The sequence below is a fragment of the Bradyrhizobium sp. USDA3516 genome, assembly GCF_057651995.1.
Window position 1 is genome coordinate 72,556 of sequence record NZ_JBYGYN010000009.1, and the last position, 22,337, is coordinate 94,892.

21 protein-coding genes, 1 tRNA gene and 1 riboswitch are annotated in these 22,337 nt (G+C 65.4%); of the genes, 8 read left to right on the forward strand and 14 right to left on the reverse strand.

The window, feature by feature from the left end; genetic code table 11:
• The first annotated feature begins 137 nt into the window (after positions 1–137).
• Together aroC and AC24YW_RS26135 are read left to right on the forward strand one after the other, a co-directional pair.
• Positions 138–1,226: a chorismate synthase gene (gene aroC / locus AC24YW_RS26130; RefSeq protein ID WP_487485422.1), complete on the forward strand. Its 1,089-nt coding sequence runs from the start codon at positions 138–140 to the stop codon at positions 1,224–1,226.
• Positions 1,227–1,288: 62 nt separating this feature from the next.
• A complete protein-coding gene (locus AC24YW_RS26135) occupies positions 1,289–2,479 on the forward strand; it encodes an adenylate/guanylate cyclase domain-containing protein (RefSeq protein WP_487485423.1) in 1,191 nt (396 codons plus the stop codon).
• Between the two features lie 42 nt (positions 2,480–2,521).
• On the opposite strand, the gene clpS is transcribed toward AC24YW_RS26135, so the two are convergent.
• From clpS to AC24YW_RS26150, 3 genes are all read right to left on the reverse strand, one after another.
• Complete coding sequence (gene clpS, locus AC24YW_RS26140) at positions 2,522–2,827, reverse strand: ATP-dependent Clp protease adapter ClpS (RefSeq protein ID WP_036004073.1); 306 nt, start codon at positions 2,825–2,827, stop codon at positions 2,522–2,524.
• Positions 2,828–2,969: 142 nt separating this feature from the next.
• Positions 2,970–3,353, reverse strand: coding sequence for a fluoride efflux transporter CrcB (crcB, locus tag AC24YW_RS26145; protein WP_487485424.1), 384 nt, complete (start codon positions 3,351–3,353; stop codon positions 2,970–2,972).
• A gap of 28 nt (positions 3,354–3,381) precedes the next feature.
• Positions 3,382–4,584, reverse strand: a complete 1,203-nt coding sequence (locus AC24YW_RS26150) for an MFS transporter (RefSeq protein ID WP_487485425.1) — start codon at positions 4,582–4,584, stop codon at positions 3,382–3,384.
• A gap of 117 nt (positions 4,585–4,701) precedes the next feature.
• A riboswitch (Fluoride riboswitch) is annotated at positions 4,702–4,778 on the reverse strand.
• A gap of 218 nt (positions 4,779–4,996) precedes the next feature.
• Between AC24YW_RS26150 and AC24YW_RS26155 the strand changes: the two genes are divergently transcribed.
• The gene (locus AC24YW_RS26155) at positions 4,997–5,860 is read left to right on the forward strand and encodes a DUF1194 domain-containing protein (RefSeq protein WP_487485426.1); all 864 of its coding nucleotides are present in this window, start codon (positions 4,997–4,999) and stop codon (positions 5,858–5,860) included.
• 195 nt (positions 5,861–6,055) lie between these two features.
• Positions 6,056–6,691 carry a hypothetical protein gene (locus AC24YW_RS26160; RefSeq protein ID WP_487485427.1) on the forward strand — a complete coding sequence of 212 codons (636 nt, stop codon included), beginning with the start codon at positions 6,056–6,058 and terminating at the stop codon, positions 6,689–6,691.
• A gap of 3 nt (positions 6,692–6,694) precedes the next feature.
• Here AC24YW_RS26160 and AC24YW_RS26165 read toward each other — a convergent pair whose 3' ends face one another.
• Positions 6,695–7,534: a nucleotidyltransferase domain-containing protein gene (locus tag AC24YW_RS26165; protein ID WP_487485428.1), complete on the reverse strand. Its 840-nt coding sequence runs from the start codon at positions 7,532–7,534 to the stop codon at positions 6,695–6,697.
• Positions 7,535–7,644: 110 nt separating this feature from the next.
• Between AC24YW_RS26165 and AC24YW_RS26170 the strand changes: the two genes are divergently transcribed.
• Entirely contained in the window at positions 7,645–8,244 is a 600-nt protein-coding gene (locus AC24YW_RS26170; RefSeq protein WP_487485429.1) for a hypothetical protein, read from the forward strand.
• Positions 8,245–8,319: 75 nt separating this feature from the next.
• On the opposite strand, the gene AC24YW_RS26175 is transcribed toward AC24YW_RS26170, so the two are convergent.
• From AC24YW_RS26175 to AC24YW_RS26215, 9 genes are all read right to left on the reverse strand, one after another.
• Positions 8,320–9,375 carry an Acg family FMN-binding oxidoreductase gene (locus AC24YW_RS26175; RefSeq protein WP_487485678.1) on the reverse strand — a complete coding sequence of 352 codons (1,056 nt, stop codon included), beginning with the start codon at positions 9,373–9,375 and terminating at the stop codon, positions 8,320–8,322.
• 122 nt (positions 9,376–9,497) lie between these two features.
• Entirely contained in the window at positions 9,498–10,745 is a 1,248-nt protein-coding gene (locus tag AC24YW_RS26180; protein WP_487485430.1) for a class I SAM-dependent RNA methyltransferase, read from the reverse strand.
• Positions 10,738–11,472: a TlyA family RNA methyltransferase gene (locus tag AC24YW_RS26185; protein ID WP_487485431.1), complete on the reverse strand. Its 735-nt coding sequence runs from the start codon at positions 11,470–11,472 to the stop codon at positions 10,738–10,740. Before AC24YW_RS26185 ends, AC24YW_RS26180 begins: the two co-directional genes overlap by 8 nt.
• 25 nt (positions 11,473–11,497) lie before the next feature.
• On the reverse strand, positions 11,498–12,052 hold the full coding sequence (locus AC24YW_RS26190) for a nucleoside 2-deoxyribosyltransferase (RefSeq protein ID WP_487485432.1): 555 nt from the start codon (positions 12,050–12,052) through the stop codon (positions 11,498–11,500).
• A gap of 184 nt (positions 12,053–12,236) precedes the next feature.
• A complete protein-coding gene (dxs, locus tag AC24YW_RS26195) occupies positions 12,237–14,165 on the reverse strand; it encodes a 1-deoxy-D-xylulose-5-phosphate synthase (protein WP_487485433.1) in 1,929 nt (642 codons plus the stop codon).
• A gap of 616 nt (positions 14,166–14,781) precedes the next feature.
• Complete coding sequence (locus AC24YW_RS26200) at positions 14,782–15,033, reverse strand: exodeoxyribonuclease VII small subunit (protein ID WP_008132970.1); 252 nt, start codon at positions 15,031–15,033, stop codon at positions 14,782–14,784.
• A gap of 73 nt (positions 15,034–15,106) precedes the next feature.
• Positions 15,107–16,036, reverse strand: coding sequence for a histone deacetylase family protein (locus AC24YW_RS26205; protein ID WP_487485434.1), 930 nt, complete (start codon positions 16,034–16,036; stop codon positions 15,107–15,109).
• A gap of 122 nt (positions 16,037–16,158) precedes the next feature.
• Positions 16,159–17,820 carry a bifunctional metallophosphatase/5'-nucleotidase gene (locus AC24YW_RS26210; protein WP_487485435.1) on the reverse strand — a complete coding sequence of 554 codons (1,662 nt, stop codon included), beginning with the start codon at positions 17,818–17,820 and terminating at the stop codon, positions 16,159–16,161.
• 128 nt (positions 17,821–17,948) lie between these two features.
• On the reverse strand, positions 17,949–19,727 hold the full coding sequence (locus AC24YW_RS26215) for an acyl-CoA dehydrogenase family protein (protein WP_487485436.1): 1,779 nt from the start codon (positions 19,725–19,727) through the stop codon (positions 17,949–17,951).
• 242 nt (positions 19,728–19,969) lie between these two features.
• On the opposite strand from AC24YW_RS26215, the gene AC24YW_RS26220 reads away from it, so the two are divergent.
• Positions 19,970–20,044, forward strand: a tRNA-Gln gene (locus tag AC24YW_RS26220).
• A 138-nt stretch (positions 20,045–20,182) separates the two neighbouring features.
• On the opposite strand, the gene AC24YW_RS26225 is transcribed toward AC24YW_RS26220, so the two are convergent.
• Positions 20,183–20,326: a hypothetical protein gene (locus tag AC24YW_RS26225; protein WP_487485437.1), complete on the reverse strand. Its 144-nt coding sequence runs from the start codon at positions 20,324–20,326 to the stop codon at positions 20,183–20,185.
• A gap of 399 nt (positions 20,327–20,725) precedes the next feature.
• Between AC24YW_RS26225 and AC24YW_RS26230 the strand changes: the two genes are divergently transcribed.
• Together AC24YW_RS26230 and AC24YW_RS26235 are read left to right on the forward strand one after the other, a co-directional pair.
• Complete coding sequence (locus tag AC24YW_RS26230; protein ID WP_487485438.1) at positions 20,726–21,850, forward strand: AI-2E family transporter; 1,125 nt, start codon at positions 20,726–20,728, stop codon at positions 21,848–21,850.
• Positions 21,851–21,876: 26 nt separating this feature from the next.
• Positions 21,877–22,332 (forward strand): potassium channel family protein, encoded by a 456-nt coding sequence (locus tag AC24YW_RS26235; RefSeq protein WP_487485439.1) that lies wholly within the window; start codon positions 21,877–21,879, stop codon positions 22,330–22,332.
• Positions 22,333–22,337: the final 5 nt, after the last annotated feature.

The window sequence follows — 22,337 nt, forward strand, 5'->3', positions numbered from 1 at the left end:
GCGCCCGAAGGGCGAACCCGGAATCTCGAGACTGCCGGTTCGATGCTGCGCATCGCCCCGGAATGACCGGAACGGGGTTGAACGCGCTGTGCTCGGGCGCTACCACAAGTCAGCACTGATTAACGAGCCAGAGACGAATGTCCTTCAACACCTTCGGCCACATGTTCCGCGTCACCACCTTCGGCGAGAGCCATGGGGTGGCGATCGGCTGCGTGGTCGACGGCTGCCCGCCGATGATCCCGCTCACCGAGGCCGACATCCAGCGCGATCTCGACCGACGCCGTCCCGGCCAGTCGCGATTCACCACCCAGCGCCAGGAGCCGGACCAGGTGAAGATCCTCTCCGGCGTGATGGCCCATCCCGAGACCGGCGTTCAGGTGACGACGGGCACGCCGATCGGCCTTCTGATCGAGAACACCGACCAGCGCTCGAAGGATTATTCCGAGATCAAGGACAAGTTTCGCCCCGGTCACGCCGACTTCACCTATGAGGCGAAGTACGGCCTGCGCGACTATCGCGGCGGCGGGCGCTCCTCGGCGCGCGAGACCGCGATGCGCGTTGCCGCCGGCGCCATCGCGCGGAAAGTGCTGCCCGACGTCAAGGTGCGGGGCGCCCTGGTGCAGATCGGTCCGCACAAGATCGATCGCGACAAGTGGGACTGGGACGAGGTCGGCAGGAATCCGTTCTTCTGTCCCGACAAGGACAAGGCCACGTTCTTCGAGACCTATCTCGACGGCATCCGCAAGAGCGGCTCCTCGATCGGTGCGGTGATCGAGATCGTCGCCGAGGGCGTGCCGGCAGGTCTCGGCGCGCCGATCTACGCCAAGCTCGATTCCGATCTGGCGGGCGCGATGATGACCATCAATGCGGTGAAGGGCGTCGAGATCGGCGCCGGTTTCGGCGCGGCAGAACTGACGGGTGAGGAGAACGCCGACGAGATGCGCTCCGGCAATGACGGCACGCGCTTCCTGTCCAACCACGCCGGCGGCGTGCTGGGCGGCATCTCCACCGGACAGCCGGTGGTGGTGCGTTTCGCGGTGAAGCCGACCTCGTCGATCCTGCAGCCGCGTCTCACCGTCGATCGGCAAGGCACCGAGACCGAGATCTTCACCAAGGGCCGCCACGATCCCTGCGTCGGCATCCGCGCCGTCCCTGTCGGCGAGGCCATGATGGCCTGCGTGCTGGCCGATCACTTCCTGCGTGATCGCGGGCAGGTGGGACGCTGAACTCGCGGTACTAGTCCACCGCGCAGCTTGACGGCTCCACAACTTCGTCCGCAAATGCGGCCATGAACAGCTCCGAGCTTCAGCGCATCTGCAACTGGCTGATCGACGGCACTTGGGCGGCTCAGGAGCCGGCCGTAGGGATTGCCGATTTCTGCGAACGTCTGGTCGCGGCGGGCCTGCCGCTGTGGCAGTTCGGCATCTTCATCCGCACGCTGCATCCCGAAGTCTTCGGCCGCAACTTCATCTGGCGGCAGGGCCAGGGGGTCGAAGTCGGCAGCGTCGATTTCGAGGTCCTGGACACGCCCCAATTCGCCCGCAGCCCGCTTCGCGTCGTGTTCGAGCAGGGCATCGAGGTCCGGGGCCGCGCAAGCGATCCCGACAGCAAGCGATTTCCGTTCCTCGAAGAAATGCAGACCAAAGGCGCCACCGACTATTTCGCGGTGCCGGTGCCATTTCTCGACGGCTCCATTCACGCGACGAGCTGGATCACGCAGCAGTCCGGCGGGTTCAGCGACGACGACATCGCGGCGATCCGAACAATCATCGCACCGCTGGCCCGTATCAGCGAGATCATCAGTCTGCGCCGCACCGCCGAGATGCTGCTCGACACCTATGTCGGCAACCGCGCCGGCGCGCGCATCCTCGGCGGCCAGATCCGCCGCGGTCATCACGACACCATGCAGGCCGCGATCTGGCTGTCGGACCTGCGCGGCTTCACCGCGCTGTCGGACCGGCTGCCGGCCGAGACGGTGGTCGAGATCCTCAACCAATATTTCGACTGCCAGGTGGCCGCGATCTGCGGCCATGGCGGCGAGGTGCTGAAGTTCATGGGCGATGGCCTGCTCGCCGTGTTTCCGATCGACGAATATGTCGGCGATGCCGCTCATGTCTGCGCGCGGGTGCTGGAGGCGGCGCGCGAATGCCGCGCCAGCGTCGAGGCGCTTGCCTTTCCGGCCGGCGAGGCCGTCGAGCGCTTCCGCTTCGGCGTCGCGCTGCATGTCGGCAACATCCTTTACGGCAATATCGGCGGCGGCAACCGTCTCGACTTCACTTGCATCGGCCCGGCGGTCAATCTCGCCGCAAGGCTGGAGAAGATCACCGGGCGCCTGGGGCGGACCGTCGTCGCCTCGGAAGGTTTTGCCAATGTCTGCCGCCATGATTGGCACCAGCTCGGCGAGTTTCCGATCGCGGGATTCTCCAAGGCGCAGCGTGTGTACGGGCTGGCGGAGGAGACGCCGGTGGTGATGGCGTGATGTGCACTGAGCGGAAGGTCATTCATCGTCGCAGGATGAAGCCTATTCCTCCGGCTCCGTCGTGAACAGCAGCGGATAGCCCTTGGCGCGGCCGGCGTCGGTGGCACGCGTCGCCTTGGTTTCGGCGACGTCCTTGGTGAAGACGGCCACCACGCAGGCGCCCAGCTTGTGCGCGGTGATCATCACCTTGTAGGCCTGATCCTCGGTCATGCGGAATTCGGCCTTCAGCACCATGGTGACGAATTCACGCGGCGTGTAGTCGTCGTTGATCAGGATGACCTTGTGGAGCTTCGGCCGCTCGACCTTGGTCCTGGTCCTGGTTTTCGGTTTGGTGACGGTGTCGTTCATCGTGTCCCGAAACGCCCTGGCCCCGAATGAGCCACCAGCGAGCGCATCATACCGCAGGAGCGGGCAGCGCTCCAAGATACGCGGCCGCTCGCCACCATGCCGTCGCGGCTGGGCAGGAATGCACGACTTGCGCCTGCTCGGGTTACGGAAGCGCGCGAACGAGCTGCAGTGCGGCGATCAGAGCGCCCACCGACAGCACGACCGACGCAAGCATGTAGGCGGCGGATGCCCAGGTCTGGCCGCGCTCGATCAGATACCAGGCATCCAGCGAGAACGTCGAGAACGTCGTGTACCCGCCACAAATTCCGACCGTCAGAAAGATCCGCGCGGCCTGCGGCAGGTTCCATCTGGTCGCGAACAGCGCAGTGAAGATGCCGATCAGGAACGATCCGGTGACGTTGATGATCAGCGTGCCCCACGGAAAATCCGTGCCGAATGCGCGGCCCGACCCGATCGCAACGAGATAGCGTATGACCGCGCCGAGCGCTCCGCCGCCGGCGACGGCGAGAATGTATTGAATGTTCAATGTTTCGCTCCCCACTTCGCCGTTTGCTTCACTTGCCCTCCGTGGCCAGGCCCTTGCCGACGGCGAGCAGCCCCAGCAATGAAACCAGCGCGAATCCAAGCCCGGCAAGAAACGTTCCCGTCGGTCCACAGGCGTCCCACAGCGCACCAGCGATCACGCTCGCGGCCAGCAAGGCAAGGCCCGTGAACAGGTTGAAATAGCCGAATGCGGTGCCGCGCAGGCTTGGTGGCGCCGCGTCGGCGACCATGGCCGAGAGCAGGCCCTGCGTCAGTCCCATATGGAGTCCCCACAGCACGACTCCGAGCGCGAGGCCCGCAAGGCTCGGCAGCAGCGCCAGCGCGAGGTCGGCCGCGGCGAGGAAGACGAGGCCGAGCGCGAGCAGGCCGGTCCGGTTGAGCCGGTCCGACAGCACGCCGGCCGGATAGGCGGAGAGCGCGTAGGCGACATTCATCAGCACCAGCACCGCCGGCACCCACATCACATCGAGTCCGATGTTCTGCGCGCGCAGGATCAGGAAAGCCTCGCTGAAGCGCGCGAGCGTGAAGACGATTCCGATCGCCACGACACGCCAATAGACCGCTCCGAGCTGCCGCATGGCGGCGAGATTGAGCGGGTTTTTTGCACGTGTCCGGCTTGGATCGGGCTCCGGCTCCTTCACCGCGAAGGCGATCAAGCCAAAGGACAGGAATGCCGGCAGCACCGCCACCCAGAACACGAGGGCAAAATTGTCGGCCGTCCACCACATCAGGCCGATCGCGACGAGCGGCCCGAGGAACGCGCCGATGGTGTCGAGAGATTGCCGCAGGCCGAAGCTCGCGCCGCGCAGGCCGACGGGGGCGATATCGGCGATCAGCGCATCGCGCGGCGCGCCGCGAATGCCCTTGCCGACGCGATCGATGAAGCGCGCGGCCACCAGCCATCCGACGCTGGGCGCGAGCGGGAACAGCGGCTTGGTGAAGGCGGCCAGCCCATAGCCGAGCGCGGCGAGCAGCTTGCGGCGGCCAAGCCAGTCCGACAGCGCACCGGAGAAGATCTTGGTGATCGAGGCGGTTGCCTCGGCAATGCCCTCGATGAAGCCGACGGTGAGCGTGGAGGCGCCGAGCACGGTGACGAGATAGATCGGCAGCAGCGCGTGGATCATCTCGGAGGAGATGTCCATCAGCATCGAGACGAAGCCGAGCACCCAGATCCCCCTGGGCAGCGTGGTACGTGCGGTATTCGGTGTCGTCATCGTCACGTCTTCGTTGTCCCTCGCATTCGCCCGCCGTCCGTCATCAGGCAACAAAAAACCCGCCATCGGCGGGTATGTCCATGCTCCCGCCAAAGGCAGAGGCCCAAGATTGCCTCTCCTCGAGCAGGAGTCATCAGCCCATGAGGTCATCGACCGCCGGGCGGTTGTCGGGGGACTCCATCCCCATCTGTGCGACCAACCTAACATGGAAATCGTGCCGGACAAGTGGGCGCGGGCGCGGGTCTCCGCCATCAGCTGTCATTCCGGAAATACGCAGCATCGAACCCGGGAACATGGCGGCAGACTCGCACAACGTGTGAATTCCTAACTCGATTGTGAAGCGCAAGCGATCTTCGGCCTTTGCGGCAAGCCGATTGCATGTCACCATCGCGTCATACGATGGGAGACTGCGATGCGTTTGCTGTTCTCGATCGGGGCTGTGCTGGTGGCCGGCATGCTTGCCGGAGGGGACGTCGCGGGCATCGCGGCACCAGGACCCAAATTCGAATCGCCCAGAACTCAACCGCAGCGGCTGGCGGCCGACAAGGACGCGCAGACCGTCGATGTCGAGCTGATCCTCGCGGTCGACGTGTCCTACTCCATGGACATGGACGAGCTCGCGATCCAGCGCGAGGGCTATGCACAAGCGATCCAGTCGAAGGAGTTCCTGCAGGCGCTCAAGCTCGGCCCGAATGGCCGCATCGCGGTGACCTATTTCGAGTGGGCCGCCTCCAGCGACCAGAAGATCATCATTCCCTGGCGGCTGATCGATGGTCCGGAGACGGCGGACGCCGTTGCCGCCGAGATCATGAAGACGCCGATCCGGCGCGCTTCGCGCACCTCGATATCAGGCGCGATCAACTTCGCGATGCCGCTGTTCGACGAGGATCCCTATCGCGGCCTGCGCCGTGTCATCGACATTTCCGGCGACGGTCCGAACAACAATGGCGGCCCGGTCACGATGGCGCGTGACGCCGCGCTGGAGAAAGGCATCGTCATCAACGGCCTGCCGATCATGGTCAAGGAGCCGTCCTATTCGACCATGGATATCGACAATCTCGATCTCTATTACGAGGACTGCGTCATCGGGGGGCCGGGGTCCTTCGTCATCACGATCAAGGAGCGCGACAAGTTCAAGGAAGCGATCCGCACCAAGCTGCTGATGGAGGTCGCCGGCCGCACGCCGGAGCGCCCGGTGGTGCGCGTCGCCGACAAGGAGCCGCGCGTCAATTGCCTCATTGGCGAGAAGATCTGGTCCGATCGCTGGGGACGGTGAGGGGGACGGGCCTTTCCGGTGGGATCATGCCCGCTGGCTCCGGCTGAGACCTTTTGCCCGCCCGTCCGATGCGCGCGCTTAACGGCTCGTTAACGGGTGCGTGGCCCTAATCGCATCGCTACTGTTCGTTCCCGCCGGCATCCTGACCTGCCCAAGCCAGCGAAAGCGGTTTGTCAGGCCCGTCCGAGCAATCCAATGGCCATCGTCACATCGAGCACCAGCCAGATTTCGCCCGCCAACGAGCGGCTATATCGCCAGAGCGCACTGCTCGGTGACTGGAAGGGCAATTGGGTGGGCAACAACCAGCCCGTCGGCTTCAAGGTCGTCAACATCCGCGGTGCCCGGGCGCAGGTCGAGTACACCCACAACGGACGCACCGAGCGCGGCTTCGGCGAGGTTCAGGGGACGCTCATCACATTCGGCGGCATCACGGTCGGCACCAAGGACGGCAAGAACATGGTGATGCTGTTCTCGTTCGGGGGCGCTGGCAAGCAGACCGCCAATCTCGAGAAGCAGGCTCCGCCGGCGTCCGACAGTCGCCTGATGGGAAGCTGGGGCGGCTATTCCAGCGAGAACGGCAAGAGCGCGAGCTTCAAGGTGCTTGCCGTCAACGGCAAGGAAGCGCAGGTCAGCGTCACCACCGACGGCGTCACGCGCCAGGGTACCGGCTACGTCTACAAGAACGTCATCATGTTCGGGCAGACGCAGATCGCGACCGACGACGGGCAGAACGGCAAGATCATCTACCAGGTGGGCACCAAATCCTTCATGGTGCCGGTGACGAAGTACCCGCCGGCGGATTCGTCGTCGTCCGTCGACAAGACGGCATAGCGTTCACGGCGCGGTCCCGCCCGGTCGCGTCAGCGCCTTCAATTGCTGGTCGACCTGCCGCAGCATTGCGCAGGCCTGCGTGAACCCACCGTCGGCGACGAGCTGCCAGATCCGGTCGGACTGCTCCACCAGGTGCGGGATCGTCAGCGGCAAGCCGGCTGCCTCCTGCAGCGCCCCCTTCTCGTTGATCAGATAGCGCTCGTTCAGTGCGAACAGCACCTGCGCGACACAGGCGAGCGACCTGTAGAGGCATCCCGCGACATGGGTCCGCTCGTTGCGCGCGGCCGCGAGCTCGGCATTTTCGATGCTGAACAGGACCTCCCATTGAAAACGCCGGATCAGGGCGCTGCGCAGAGGCTCCGGATAGGGAAGCGCGATCGATTTGAGCCGGGCGATCAGGCCGTTCGGATCGTGCAGCGGCTGACAATATGCGATCTCGCCCATCCATATCGCCGAGCAGAAGCCGTGCGGATGGCCGGGCTGGTAGTCCATGGCAACCACGCCGGCGCCGCAGGATTCCATGATGGCCTCGACCGCGTCGGCGTCGCGGTAGAGCAGGTCGACCTTACGGCCTCCCACAGAAAGCCAGGCGCCGCCGACGATCCACTGGCCCCATTCTCCGACGGGCGTCACCGTCGTGGCGGTGGGATCGTCAGCGATCGTCTGCGCGGCGGCCAGCAACCGTTCGGTGTCCAGCGTTGACTTGAAATAGAGACCGATGTCGTGGTCCGAGGCCGCGTGCGCGCGGCCTCGCGCGCGCGAGCCGCCGAGCACGACAGCTTGAACGCCGGGTACATCGGCAAGAACGGATGTCAGGCGGGTGAGCAGCGGATCGTGCGGCATCAGGTGCGGTTCCCCGAAAGACCTGCGGCCGCGAGGGCCGTGCAGTCGCTCCGCTGGCATTGATGATGGTCGAGGAGTATAGTTTTACAGGGTTTTAGACGGTAGCCGGAATGTTCGACCTTGCACGCTCATACGCTCTTGCAGCTCTCGCCGTGCTCTGCCTCGGCGGAGCGCCGGTTCATGCACAAGTGGCGCCGCTGCGATACTGGATTCCCGGCGGGCCTTTCGGCCTTGGCGGCGCTGCCGGCCTGAGCTCCGACACCTATGGCAACTTTGCGGGCTTCAACGCCGGAGAGGCCGATTGGCGTGCGAGCTCTGCGAACGGCTTCTTCATCGGCCGCGAACGCGGCGATCTCGGATTGAGCGGCTTCAACCAGGCGGGCTCGCTCGGCAATTTCAGCGCGCTGTCTTATGACAGCACCCAATTCGGCTATCAGATGAAGACCGGCGGCGGCATGCCCGTCACCTTCTTTGCCGGCTTCGACACGCTGAAATACGGCAACGGCATCGGCAGCTCGCTGGCGCCGCTCACCTCCGGCGTCGGGTCCGGCTATGGCGGGTTTGCGGGTGTCGAATTCAAGCCGACCTCAAATCTCAGCCTGTCGTTCGGCGTCGGCTACACCCAGCAGGATTCGGGCCGCATGGACAGCGATATCAGATCGAACATGCTGCCCGGCGAATCGCCGGCGCTGAGCGGCCTACGACGCTAAAGCCTGATCCGGACCCGAAGGGCCGCGTTAGCGCAAAGTGCGAAGCGGATTTCCGGAAGGATCACGCGCCAGCGTTTACGGTCGCATCACCAGCTCCGGTGGACGCCGCAGCGATTTCGGCAGGCTTGGGCCGGTGCCGAAGCGCATCACGATGTCGGGGCGCCGTTCGCCGAGGCCGAGCCGGGTCGCGAATTGCTGCCTCAGTGCTGCGACCTCGACCGGCTGATTGACGAAGGAATATTTCAGTCCCAGCGCGGTCGCCTGCAAGCCGAAGCGCTGGCAGGCGCGGCCGACCGCGATCCAGTGCGAGGTGTCGCTGCGATCGGCAGCAAGCACGACGACACCGGCGGAGCTGTCGAGCTGCTCGCGGTATTTCTTGTTTTCTCCGCTCTCGGTGAAGAACAGCTTCAGAAGCGGCCGTGCCATCCAGGACGGCAACGCGGGATTTCCCGATGCGGGCGCGAACAATCCGTCCATGGTCGCGACCGCCTCTGCCTCGTTGAAGCGGATCCAACTGGCGAGCTCGCGCATGAAGGCCTTGTCGCGCATCTGCGCCGAGTTGCCTTCGAGCACATAATCGGTGACCTCAGCCATCCCGGCACGCTCGGTGATCAGGATCGCCGCGACGCCGGGCTCGCGGCAGGCGTTCTCGAGCTGGCGCAGGATCTCGGGCGCGGCAGGCTTGCCGGCGAAGGCCGCGCGGGTGCATTGCCTGACGGGAATTGCTTCAGTGAGGGTCGATGCGGCAGGAGCGGCCCCGTCGAGCGTGATCACGATGCGATCGCCGTCGACGACCGGATCGGCGCGCCAGCCCAGCGTGGCCGCGGCGAGGATGAGGTTTTCGGCGGCACAGCCGAGACTGACGAAGAGATGATGATCGTCGGGATCGACGGCCGGACAGCGCCGCGCGACATCAGGCGCAATCGTGATGACATTGCCACGGACGGAGAAAAGCCATGGCTGGGTGTTGTGGCTGTTGGCCGCGAGCGTCGCAAACCGGACGAGCTCGCGATCCCTTAGGCCTGCTCGCAGCGGAGCCCGTGACGAGCTGACGGCTTCGTCATAGGTTGTCGCCGCCAGCGCGGCAGACGGATGGCCGATCGCCGCCGCAGAAAGCCCGAGTGCGCCCATGATGAATTCTCGCCGGTTAGCCACGCCTGACGCTCCCGCTTCGATTGCGCAGGGCATTGTTAGCGCCGCCCGGTGGCGGAGCGATTGACCAGCATCAAGGCTGGCGGCGGCGAGTTTGCAGCCTACCGCACGAACCGCGCCACCAGCTCGACATGCGGCGTGTGGCGGAACTGGTCCACCGGCACTACGGCCTCCAGCCGATAGCCGCCGTCGATCAGGAGCCGTGCGTCGCGGGCGAAGGTCGCGGCGTTGCAGGACACGGCGATCACGACCGGCACCTTGCTCGCCGCAAGCTTCAGCGCCTGCGCCTGCGCGCCCTGACGCGGCGGATCGAATACCACGGCGTCGAAGTCGCGCAGCTCCTGCGGCACCAGCGGGCGGCGGAACAGATCGCGCGGCTCGCATTTGATCGGCTTCAGGCCAGGTGCGCGCGCAGCTTTCGCCAGCGCCGCGATGGCGCCGGCGTCGCTGTCATAGGCGGTGACGCGCGCCTTCTCCGCGAGCCTCAGCGCAAACGGGCCGACGCCGCAGAAGAGGTCGAGCACCTCCTTGGCCTTGCCGATGCGCTCGGCGACGAGGGCCGCGAGCGTCTCCTCGCCCGCCACCGTCGCCTGCAGGAACGAGCCCGGCGGCAGCGTCACTTCGGCGCGGCCCATCCTCACCGTCGGCGGCAGGCGTTGCAGCACCAGCTCGCCATGCCGTGTCAGCCGCGCCAGGCGGTGCTGCTCGGCGACGCGCGACAGCGCGGTGACCAGCGCCGTCGGCAGCGGGCCGGAGCCGCGCACGTCGACATCGAGCCCGCCTGCGGTCGCGGTGACCTGGATGTCCAATGGCTTGGTCACCGGCATCCTGGACGTCAGCGGCTCGGCCAGTGCCCAGGCGGCATCGAGTGCGCCCTCGAGCGCGGGATCGAGGATCGGACAACGATGGATCGGGATGACGTCGTGCGAGCTCGCAGCCGAGAAGCCGACCTTGAGGATATCGTGCGTGCCGAACCGGCCGTGCAGCGTGATGCGCCGGCGCCCGGCGCCGTGGGCGTCGACCAGCGGCGCCACCTCGCAATCGATGCCGGCCTGCGCCAGCGTTTCGATCACGATGTTGCGCTTCCAGGCCCGATACGGCTCGGTCGCCCAATGCTGGATCGCGCAGCCGCCGCACACGCCGAAATGCGGACAGAATGGCTCGACGCGTTCCGGGCTTGCGACCTCCACCGCCAGCAGCTTGCGGCGGTCGGGATGATGGCCCGCGACGTGATCGACCTCGACGGTTTCGCCGCCGAGCGTGTAAGGCACGTAGATTGCGTCGCCGGCGGCAAGGCAGACGCCGTCGCCGCGATGGCCGACATGATCGATCTTGATGCGCTCAACCACGACGCGCGCCCAGGAAGAATTCGATGTTGCCGTCGCCGCCCGTGATCGGCGAGGGGAATATGTCGATCTCGGTGCAGCCGAGCGATGCCGCAAAGGCCGCGATGTCGTCGCAGATCTCGCGGTGCACGGCGGCATCGCGGATGATGCCCTTCTTGTTGTGTTTCCGGTCCGCCTCGAATTGCGGCTTGATCAGCGCCAGCAGGCTCATCGGCGCGGCCGCCAGCGACAGCGCCACCGGCAGCACCGACTTCAGCGAGATGAAGCTGACGTCGATGACGACGACATCGGGGCGCGCCGGCAGGCGCTTGCCCTCATAGCTGCGGATGTCGGTCGCCTCCATCGACACGATCCTGGGGTGATCGCGCAGCGAGGGATGCAGCTGGCTGGTGCCGACATCGATGGCGAACACCAGGCTCGCGCCGTTCGCCAGCAGCACCTCGGTGAAGCCGCCGGTGGAGGCGCCGACGTCGAGGCAGACATGGTCCTCGATGTCGATCCGGTACCGCTCCAGCGCACCGGCGAGCTTGACGCCGCCGCGGGAGACGTAGGGGTGGGCGGGCTCGGCCTGGATTACCGCATCCTCGGCGATCGTCTCCGAGGGCTTTGCGACCTGCTTGTCGTCGGCTGTGACGAGGCCGGCCTCGATCGCAGCGCGGGCCCGCGCCCGGCTCTCGAACAGGCCGCGCTCGACCAGCAATACATCCGCGCGCTTGCGGGCAGGGGGCATCGGCTTTCTCAAGATGGACCGGCGCTTATGTAGCAACCAATCGCGCGGCCGCCATCCGGACGCAAGTCTCGAACGCTGTGAGGTCGTGCCAGACGTCGATCGGCATCGCGGCTGGTGTCACCAGCGGGCAGCCGTGCAGCTCCAGCGCATGGATCATCATGAGGTTGTCGACAAGGCCGAAATCTTCGACCGTCAGCCCCTGGGCATCGACCAGCCGTCCCTCTTCGGAGGTGATCTCCATGAAGCGCGAGACGCGGTCGGCATAGGCGGCGCCGTCGTTGGAATAGGCGAGACAGAACTTGCCGCGGCCGGCCATGTAGCCAAGCTCGTAGACGGTGCCGGGATCCGCGCCGGCGCCGCGGAACGGCGTCAGGTTCGCAATGATGGCATCGGCCGCGTTCATCATCGCCTCGTTGCCGCAGAAAATCTGCCGCGAGGCATCGCGCGCGGTGAGGTCGATGGCATTGTCGAGGGGATAGAGCCCGGTGAGGCCATGAGCGGCGCAGATGTCGATCTTGCGCCGGCCGATCTCGGTTGCATCCGGCAGGAACACGTCGGGGCCTGCCAGATAGATGTTCATGGAATGGAACCGGAGATTTGGTCGAGGTGCAAGCACCAGCCTGCAGTCTGCTCCCTCCCCCGCTTGCGGGGGAGGGTTGGGGAGAGGGTGTCTGCGCAAGCGAGAACCCCCAAGAGGCGAAAGCCCTCACCCGGATCGCTTCGCGATCCGACCTCTCCCGTGCATGCGGGAGAGGTGAACCAGATCAAGCCAGCTTGACCGTCTCGGCCTTGACGTCCTTGCCGAGTGCCTCGAACACCTTGGCGACGATGCCCTTGGCGTCGAGGCCGGCGCGGGCGTACATCGCGGCCGGGGTGTCGTGATCCTGGAACACGTCGGGTAGCACCATCGTGCGGAACTTGACCATGCCGCTATCGAGCACGCCCTGGTCGGTCAGGTACTGCGCGACATGCGAGCCGAAGCCGCCGATCGAGCCTTCCTCGATCGTGATCAGGATCTCGTGGTCGCGCGCGAGCTTGAGCACCAGCTCGGTGTCGAGCGGCTTCATGAAGCGCGCATCGGCGATCGTGGTCGACAGGCCGTGAGCGGCGAGCTCGTCGGCGGCCTTCTCGCATTCGGCGAGGCGGGTGCCGAAGGAGAGCAGGGCGATCTTGCTGCCCTGGCGGATCACGCGGCCCTTGCCGATCTCGAGCGGAATGCCGACTTCGGGCATCTCGATGCCGCGGCCTTCGCCGCGCGGATAGCGCAGCGAGCTCGGACGGTCGTTGATCGCAACCTGGGTCGCCACCATGTGCACGAGCTCGGCTTCATCGCTAGCTGCCATGATCACCATGTTGGGCAGGCAGCCGAGATAGGCGTTGTCGAACGAGCCGGCATGGGTGGCACCGTCGGCGCCGACGAGGCCGGCGCGGTCGATGGCGAAGCGGACGGGCAGGCTCTGGATCGCGACGTCGTGGACGATCTGGTCGTAGCCGCGCTGCAGGAAGGTCGAGTAGATCGCGCAGAACGGCTTGTAGCCTTCGGTCGCAAGGCCCGCGGCGAAGGTCACAGCGTGCTGCTCGGCGATGCCGACGTCGAAGGTGCGGTCGGGGAAGGCCTTGTTGAAGATGTCGACGCCGGTGCCCGACGGCATCGCCGCGGTGATGGCGACGATCTTGTCGTCCTTCTGCGCTTCCTTGACGAGGCTCTGGCCGAACACGTTCTGATAGGCCGGCGCATTCGGCTTGGCCTTGGCCTGCGTGCCCGTCGCGACGTCGAACTTGACGACGGCGTGGTACTTGTCGGCGGAGGCTTCGGCCGGGCCGTAGCCCTTGCCCTTCTGCGTCACGACGTGGACCAGGATCGGGCCGGTCTCCATGTCGCGGACGTTCTTCAGCACGGGCAGGAGATGGTCGAGGTTGTGGCCGTCGATCGGGCCGACATAGTAGAAGCCGAGCTCCTCGAACAGCGTGCCGCCGTCCATCATGAAGCCGCGGGAATATTCCTCGACGCGATTGGCGCGGTTGGCGAGGATCTTGGGCAGGCGCTTGTTGATCTGCTTGGCCGCATCGCGCAGCGTGCGGTAGGTCTTGCCGGAGTAGAGGCGCGACAGATAGGCGCTCATGGCGCCGACCGGTGGCGCGATCGACATGTCGTTGTCGTTGAGGATGACGATCAGGCGCGAGTTCATCGCACCGGCATTGTTCATGGCTTCATAGGCCATGCCGGCCGACATCGCGCCGTCACCGATCACGGCGATAACGTTGTTCTTGCCGCCGGAGAGGTCGCGCGCCACGGCCATGCCGAGGCCGGCGGAGATCGAGGTCGAGGAATGCGCCGCGCCGAACGGATCGTAATCGCTCTCGCTGCGCTTGGTGAAGCCGGACAGGCCGCCGCCGGTGCGCAGCGTGCGGATGCGGTCGCGCCGGCCGGTGAGGATCTTGTGCGGATAGGCCTGGTGGCCGACGTCCCAGATCAGCCGGTCGCGCGGCGTATCGAAGACGTAATGGATCGCGGTGGTGAGCTCGACCACGCCGAGGCCCGCGCCGAAGTGACCGCCGGTCACCGAGACGGCATCGATGGTCTCCTGCCGCAGCTCGTCGGCAACCTGGCGAATCTGCTCGACCTTGAGCTTGCGCAGATCTTCCGGTGTCCGGATGGTGTCGAGAAGCGGCGTCTTACTGTATGCGTTCACGGCGATTTCCAATTTGTCAGCACCGGAAGGTCATTCCGGTGCGCGATGGGTTTGCACAATATCGGCGCAGCGCGAATCCTATAACCGTCGGAGCCACCTGCACGGGGCAAGGCCCCGCCTTCAAGCTTAGGTCAGCTTAAGTGTGCTCCGGTTCAGTCTCTGTGATCCCTGTCACTTAGATCGGCTTCGTCCGTCCCAAGCCAATTTATTAGCAGTTTGAAGCACTTGCCGTCGGTAATCGGTGCCCACGCAAGGCTTGCAAAAAGCCACACTCCGCGCAGCTTTACACCAAAGCTTGGGCCAAAGCCAACCCGCTGGGCCGATTAGGGGTATGCAGGTGCAACTCGCGGGCCAGAGTGGTTAACCTTGGCTGGGGTCAGTGGGTTCCGGCCTTGCTCGGTTCCTTGGCAGGCTGTTCGCCTCAACAGAGGCCTTTCTCGGCCTCAACGCCAGTTTGGGCGGGGGAACGTACCGATCCACTGCCAGGGAACCGCGATGCCTGCCGGGAACTGCGCCGTGCGAACCGGAATCGATCCGGCGGCCACGCGCCCCGCGAAGATCTCTTGTGCGGCCTTGCGGCCTAGCGGGGTCAGAAGACTGAGGGGGAGAGCACTCTTTACTGGACGTCGAGTGGCGCAGTGCCGGTGGCCTGGCCGCTGGCATCGGTGGTGATCTTGTCGACGCGCGCCTCGGCCTGGCGCAGCAATTCCTCGCAGCGCCGCTTCAGGGCCTCACCCCGCTCGTAGATTGTCACGGATTCCTCGAGCGGCACCTTGCCGTCCTCGAGCCGCTTTACGATCGTTTCGAGTTCCTCGATCGCGCGCTCGAAGGTGAGCCTGGAGACGTCGACTTGCGTATTTTCGGCCATATCCGTTTCCGATTGCCCGATTCACTTCACCGTGGAGAAAGCAGAGTTTTGCGGGCGTAATGTGGCGGGTGGGTCAAGCGCCCATCAGGGCGCCGACATGCGCCGTAACAGATTCTTTCAGTCCCTGCAGGTCATAGCCGCCCTCGAGCACCGACACAACGCGGCCGCCGGCGGTCTTGTCGGCGAGATCCATCAGCTTGCGCGTCACCCAGGCATAGTCCTCCGCGCGCAGGTTCAGCGAAGCCAGCGGATCGCGGTAATGCGCGTCGAAGCCGGCCGAGATGATCAAGAGCTCGGGGCTGAATTTCTCCAGCTGCGGCAGGATCAGATTCTCGAACGCGGAGCGGAATTCCGGGCCGCCGTCCTCGGAGGCGAGCGGCGCGTTGACGATGGTGTCGTGATCGCCGCGCTCGCTTCTGGCGCCGGTGCCTGGAAACAGCGGCATCTGGTGCGTCGAGCAGTACATCACGGTCGGGTCCGACCAGAAGATGTCCTGCGTGCCGTTGCCGTGATGCACGTCGAAGTCGACGATGGCCGCGCGCTTGATGCCGTATTTGCGCTGGGCGTGGCGCGCCGCGATCGCGACGTTGTCGAAGAAGCAGAAGCCCATCGGCTTGCCGATCTCGGCGTGATGTCCGGGCGGGCGGACCGCGACGAAGGCGTTGCGATGCTCGCCGGCCATCACCGCTTCGGTCGCCGCGACCGCGCCGCCGACGCCGCGCATCACCGCCTCCCACGTGCCCGGGGACATCGAGGTGTCGCCGTCGATGTAGACCTGACCGCTGGTCGGAGCGATGTGGCGCAGCTCGGTGACGTAATGCTCGTTGTGGCACAGCGTGACGAGATCGAGATCGCCCTCCGGCGCCTCCTCGCGCGCCAGGAACTGGAAGCGCTCATGCGACAAGGCTTCTTCGACCGCGCGCAGACGATCCGGCCTCTCAGGGTGTCCCGGCGGCGTGACATGGTCGAGGCAGGCCTTGTGGGAAAGGAGAAGCGTGCTCATCAGGTCGGCCTCACGGAAAACGGGCTTTTGCCGTCGTTGGCGCATCCGGCGCCAAAACGCAATGCAAAACCCAATCTAGGCGCTTGGCCGGGAATGGCAAAGGGCTGCCGGTTTGATCCGGATCAATTCACCCGCAGGATGCGCCTGGGCGGCAGCGGACCGACCGGCCCGTGCGCCCGGAAGAACGCGAACAGCGCGTCCGCATCGTAGCCGCCATATTGCAAGGCTGTGCCCTGCTTGGCGACGGTAAATCCGTCTCCGCCGACGGCGAGGTAATCGTTGAGCGTGACGCGGTAGCCGCTTCCAGGCTCGATCGGCCTGCCGCCCAGCGTCATCCTCTCGAGGCTGACGCGTTCGCCGAACGGCTTTGAAGCATCCCAGGTGTAGCTGAAGCCGTTCGACACCTGGAGAATCCGCGGCCGCTTCGGGTCCAGCCATTGCTGCTCGAGCATGTTCTTGAGCTGGCTGCCCGTCAGCGTCATGGTGACGAGACGGTTGCGGAACGGCTGGCTGGCGAAGACGTCGCCGAACGTGATCGCGCCATTCTCCTTCGGAACGATGTCGGTGCGGATGCCGCCGGGATTGGTGAGCGCGATGACAGCGCTGCCATCTTTGGCATCGCGGGTTGCGAGCAATTGCGCGTCGGCAATGATATCGCCGAGCGCGCTTTCGCCGGCCTCGTTCGGCACCCGCGACAATGTCTGGGTGACCGAGCCGGCGGGCCGGTTGGCGATCGGCGCGGAGAGCTTGTCGTAGGCCTCGATCAATGCGGTCTGCTCGGGATCCCTGGCCAGCGAAGCATTGGCGACGATGACGTTCTCGGCCTTGGCGCTGACGATGTCGCGCGTTGCGGGATCCAGCTTGAGGTCGATCGCGGTGACGAGCGTGCCGTATTTGTCGCCGCTGGTGACGAGGCGCCCGTCGATATCGCAGATATAGGCGCGATGGGTGTGGCCGCTGACGACGACGTCGACGGCACGATCGAATTTCCTGACGATGTCGACGATAGGCCCCGTGATCGCAGGGCATTCGTTGTAGTCGCCGGCGGGTTCGCCGCCCTGGTGGATCAGCACCACGATCGCTTCGACGCCGCGCGCCTTCAGCTGGGCGACCTGCTCGTTCACCGTCTCGGCCTCGTCGCGGAATTCGATCCCGGCGATGCCCGCAGGCGAGACGATGCCGGCGGTCTCCTTCAAGGTCAGGCCGATGAAGCCGACGGGGATGCCGTCGAACTCCCTGATCTCGTAGGGCGGCAGCACGCTCTTGCCGGTCGCGGTCTCGACGGTGGAGGCTGCGAGATAATGGAATTTGGCGCCCGTGAACGGATGCGGTCCCTGGCAGCCGTCGACGGGATGGCAGCCACCGTTCTGCATGCGCAGGAGCTCGGTCGTGCCCTCGTCGAATTCGTGATTGCCGACCGAGCTGATCGCAAGGCCCATCATCGAGAGCGCCTCGATCGAGGGCTCGTCGTGAAACATTGCTGAGAGAAACGGGCTCGCGCCGATCAGGTCGCCCGCGGCGACGAAGATGGTGTTCTTGTGTCCTTCGCGCAGCTGCTTCACCAGCGTCGCCACGTACTCGGCGCCGCCGGCCGCCACCGTCACCTTCCTGGACTGGTCCTCGGGGTCATTGATGCGGATGCCGCCCGGCGGCGGCCGCAAATTGCCGTGGAAATCGTTGATGGCGAGAACGCGCAACTCGACGGGGGCCGCGCTCTGGGCCGCAGCGGGGAGGATGCTGGTGAGAGCGAGGGCGAAGCAGGTCAGGTGGAGCAGATGTCGCATGGAATGAGACTATTCGTTCGGCGCGAAGATTTCACGAAGGTTTCTCTTCGTCATTCCGGGGCGCGCGGAGCGCGAGCCCGGAATCCATTCATCCCACCGAACGCCGCCGCCTCGTCCGGATCAGCCATTCACCCCAGCAACGCCGCATCCGCCGCTGCGACCGACTCCGCGCTCTCGGTCACCGTGCGCTCGAGCGCGCCGGCCTGCACCGCGATGTTCTCGGCGAAGAAGCGCGCCAGCGCGACGTAGCGCGGCGCATCGCCGAGGCCTTCGGCCTTGGCGGCGAGCGCCTCGGAGGCGAGCAGGCAGCCGCCGAGCGTCGCGCCGAATTGCTGCAGATAGGGCGTCGCGCCTGCAAGCGCCTCGTTCGGAGCGGAGGCAATGCGCTCGAGCAGCCATTTGCTGGTGCGCGCCGACGCGTCGAGCGCTTCACGCAATTTCGCGCCCGTGGTGCCGAAGGCGGGATCGTTGGAGGCCTCCACTTGGCTGACGGTCGCCGAGAGCTCGTCGAGCAGCGCCCACACCGACGCGCCGCCGTTGGCCGCGAGCTTGCGGGTGACGAGATCGATCGCCTGGATGCCGTTGGTGCCCTCGTAGATCGCGGTGATGCGGGCATCGCGGTAGTGCTGGGCCGCGCCGGTCTCCTCGATGAAGCCCATGCCGCCATGCACCTGCACGCCGAGATAGGCGACCTCGTTGCCGATATCGGTGGAATAGGCCTTGGCCATCGGCGTCAGCAGCGCCGCGCGCGCGGCTGCTTCAGTGCGCACCTTCGGATCCTTGGCGCGGGTCGAGACATCGATCGCGACGGCCGTCGCATAGCAGATGGTGCGCGCGGCCGCGGTCTGCGCCCGCATCCGCATCAACATGCGCTTGACGTCGGGATGCACGAAGATCGGATCAGAGCCGTCACCCATCTTGCCCACCGCGCGGCCTTGGCGGCGCTCCTGCGCATACGACAGGGCCTGCTGGTAGGCGCGGTCGGCGACGCCGACACCCTCCAGGCCGACGCCGAGCCGGGCTTGGTTCATCATCGTGAACATGCAGCGCATGCCCTGGTTCTCTTCGCCGATCAAATAGCCGATCGCGCCGCCGTGATCGCCCATCGTCATCGTGCAGGTCGGCGAGGCATGCATGCCGAGCTTGTGCTCGACGCCGCTCGCATAGATGTCGTTGCGCTCTCCCAGCGAACCGTCCGCATTGACCATGAACTTGGGAACAAGAAAGAGAGAAATCCCCTTGGTGCCGGCGGGCGCATCGGGCAGGCGCGCCAGCACGAAATGCACGATGTTGTCGGTCATGTCGTGCTCGCCGTAGGTGATGAAGATCTTCGTCCCCTTGATGCGATAGGTGCCGTCGGCCTGCTTCTCGGCGCGGGTGCGCAGCGCGCCGACATCGGAGCCGGCCTGCGGCTCGGTCAGTTGCATCGTGCCGGTCCATTCGCCGGAGACGAGCTTTTCGAGATAGATCGTCTTCAGCTCGTCGCTGCCATGGGCATCGAGCGCCTCGATCGCCGAGGCCGTCAGCAGCGGGCAGAGGCCGAAGGCGACGTTGGCCGCGCTCCAGATCTCGGTGCAGGCGGCATTGATCGCGAGCGGCAGGCCCTGGCCGCCGAAATCCTCAGGCCCGGACACCGCGTTCCAGCCGCCCTCGGTCCAGCGCTTGTAGGCGTCAGGCCAGCCGGGCGCGGTCGTGACCTTGCCGTCCTCGAGCTTGATGCCGTGCTCGTCGCCGACCTTGTTGAGCGGCGCCAGCACATCCGTTGCGAACTTGCCGGCTTCCTCCAGCACGGCCGCGGCAATATCGGCGTCGAAATCGCCGTAATGGCCGGCCTCCACGGCGGCCTTGAGGCCCGCGCCATGGTTGAGCGACAGCAGCATGTCAGAAATCGGCGCGCGGTAGGTCATGGCTCACTCCCCGAGAACAGATCTTGGCGCCGTATTCCCATGAAACGGGGGCGGTCTCAACTGCCGGGATGCCGATGGCCTGGCCGGAACGGGGCGCGCTGTTGGGGGCCCAGTATAGAGTGTCGGCCGCCGGGCCCTTTTTGCCCCTCCAGGCGGTTGAAATGCCGCGCCGCTCCCTATAGACCGGCTGCGACCGACGGGAATCTGCGGGTGCCGGTTTACCCGTTCCGTTCGTCGTCTGTTGGGGCGTAGCCAAGCGGTAAGGCAGCGGATTTTGATTCCGCCATTCGGAGGTTCGATCCCTCCCGCCCCAGCCAGAGCTCCCGCTCTGCCTGAAATCACTCACGAAACCGGCCTGGCTGGGGAGCTGCTGCACAGCTCTGCGACATACTGCTACTGCTGCACAGGGTGTGTTTTGCAATGGCCGTCCACATCTTTCGCCGTGATGCCGTGTATTACTGGCGGCGCCGACGGCCCCGCGCGCTTGCCAATCCAGGATCGCCAGCATGTTTTTTCTGAGCCTCCGAACGACCAGCCCAGGAATAGAGCCGGCCGAACTCCTCGCCGGCGAGGCTTTCGCAGAACACGTTGTTGGCCATCACATGCTGCGGCACCGCCTGCGCCCACCGCCTTGTCCTCGAGGCCGAGATCGCGCAGCACCTCCATCGCACGCTGGTTGGTGATGTGGGCGCGCAAGTACAGCATGGTGATCACGGAGAACAAACTGGCGCCTCAAATTCCGCTCGGCGGCGACATGCAGGCGCTGAGTTAGCCCAAGCATCGAAGGCAGAAGATGCGTGGCGTTGCTGCGCATCTCCTCTCCGCCGAAACCAGATGTGGACGACCATGACTTGGCGAGAAAAACCGTTTGAGCAGGTGATTTTTCAAACGGGCTTTTGAGCAGCCGAACGCCAAGCCTTGATCTGGATCAAGCCTCCGCGGTGGGCCGCCCCCACTAGCTGCTGAGCAGTAGTCCGTCCGCCTGGAGGCAACGAGCCTTGAAAACGCTTCGTCAGCTTCTGTCCGCGGAGAATGTTGTCCAGCTCGTCATCCGGGTAGGCTTGCTCGGGCTGCTGATCTTCTGGACCTTCCTCGTGATCCGGCCGTTCGTGCCGATCCTGAGTTGGAGCGCCGTGTTGGCGGTGGCATTTCATCCCGTCTTTGCCTGGCTCGCCCAACGCCTCGGTGGCCGGCCCCGGACAGCCTCAGCCGTTCTCACGCTGATCACGCTGGGCGTCGTCATCGGTCCCGCCGCCTGGCTCGGCCTCAGTGCAGTCGAGGGCATCCGGGACCTTGCGGGCCAGATCGGCAGTGGCGATCTCGCGGTCCAGGCCGCACCGGAGCAGATCAGGAGCTGGCCGTTGATCGGCCCTCAGCTCTACGCGATCTGGAACGAGGCCTACACGAACATCCGTGCGGCGTCGCGCGTGGTGGCGCCGTACTTGAAACCGCTCGCCGGCATGATGCTGTCGTTTGCTGGTGACACCGGAATGGGAATGCTCCAATTCCTGCTGTCGGTGATCGTTGCGGGGTTTCTGCTTCCGCACGGCGCGCAGCTCGTCGCCGCGCTCCGCGGCTTCCTTTTGCGCGTCGTGCCCGGCCAGAGCGAGCACTTCCTCGAGCTCGCTGGTGCCACCATACGCGCCGTCGCGCAGGGCATTATCGGCGTCGCCATCCTTCAGGCCTTGCTGGCGGGCATCGGCTTCAAGCTCGCAGGGATCCCAAGCGCGGGACTGCTCGCGGTCGTCGTGCTCTTACTGTCGATCGTCCAGATCGGCGCCGGCCTCGTCCTTCTCCCCGTGCTGGTCTGGATCTGGATGGACAAGGACGTGACCGTCGCCCTGCTATTGACGGTCTATCTGGTCGTCGTCGGGCTGCTCGACAACGTTCTCAAGCCGCTCCTCATGGGGCGGGGCCTGACGACGCCGACGCTCGTCATCCTGATCGGGGTCATCGGCGGTACGCTCGCACATGGGATCATCGGACTGTTCATTGGGCCGATCATCCTGTCGGTGGCCTGGGAGCTTGCGACCGCATGGATGGGAATCGGCCGCGCTGCTTCAGCGCCTGTCGATCAGGCGAGGGTTGTCGCAAAGGATACCATCGAGGCACGATTGACCTAGGTCGAAATGAGGTTGGGTTCATCCCGATGATGCTCCAATTCCTTGTCGGTACGCTCGTCAGCGTGATCAATATCGGAATCCACGCGCTCGTGACGGTGGTCGCCGTCACCATCGCCCGCAGTGCCGTCCCGCACCATACCAGGCGGCCGCGATTGCACCTCATGAGCGTCATGATCGCGATCGCCGTCGTCTTGAAGATCGCCCACATGCTCGAAATTCTGGTGTGGGCGGCGACTTATCACATCATTCAGGCAGCCGCCGCCGAGACGGACATGCTCTACTTTGCCTTCGTCAACTACACCACGCTCGGCTACGGCGACATCACGCCGGTGCGCCAATGGCGGCTGATCGGCCCGCTCACTGCGATGAACGGTGTTCTTCTGTTCGGCTGGTCCGCCGCCATTCTGTTCGAAGTCCTGCTCAAGACGCTCGAACATCTCGGGCTCACGGAAAAACCCGGCACGAACCTGCCACGCACCTAATCCTG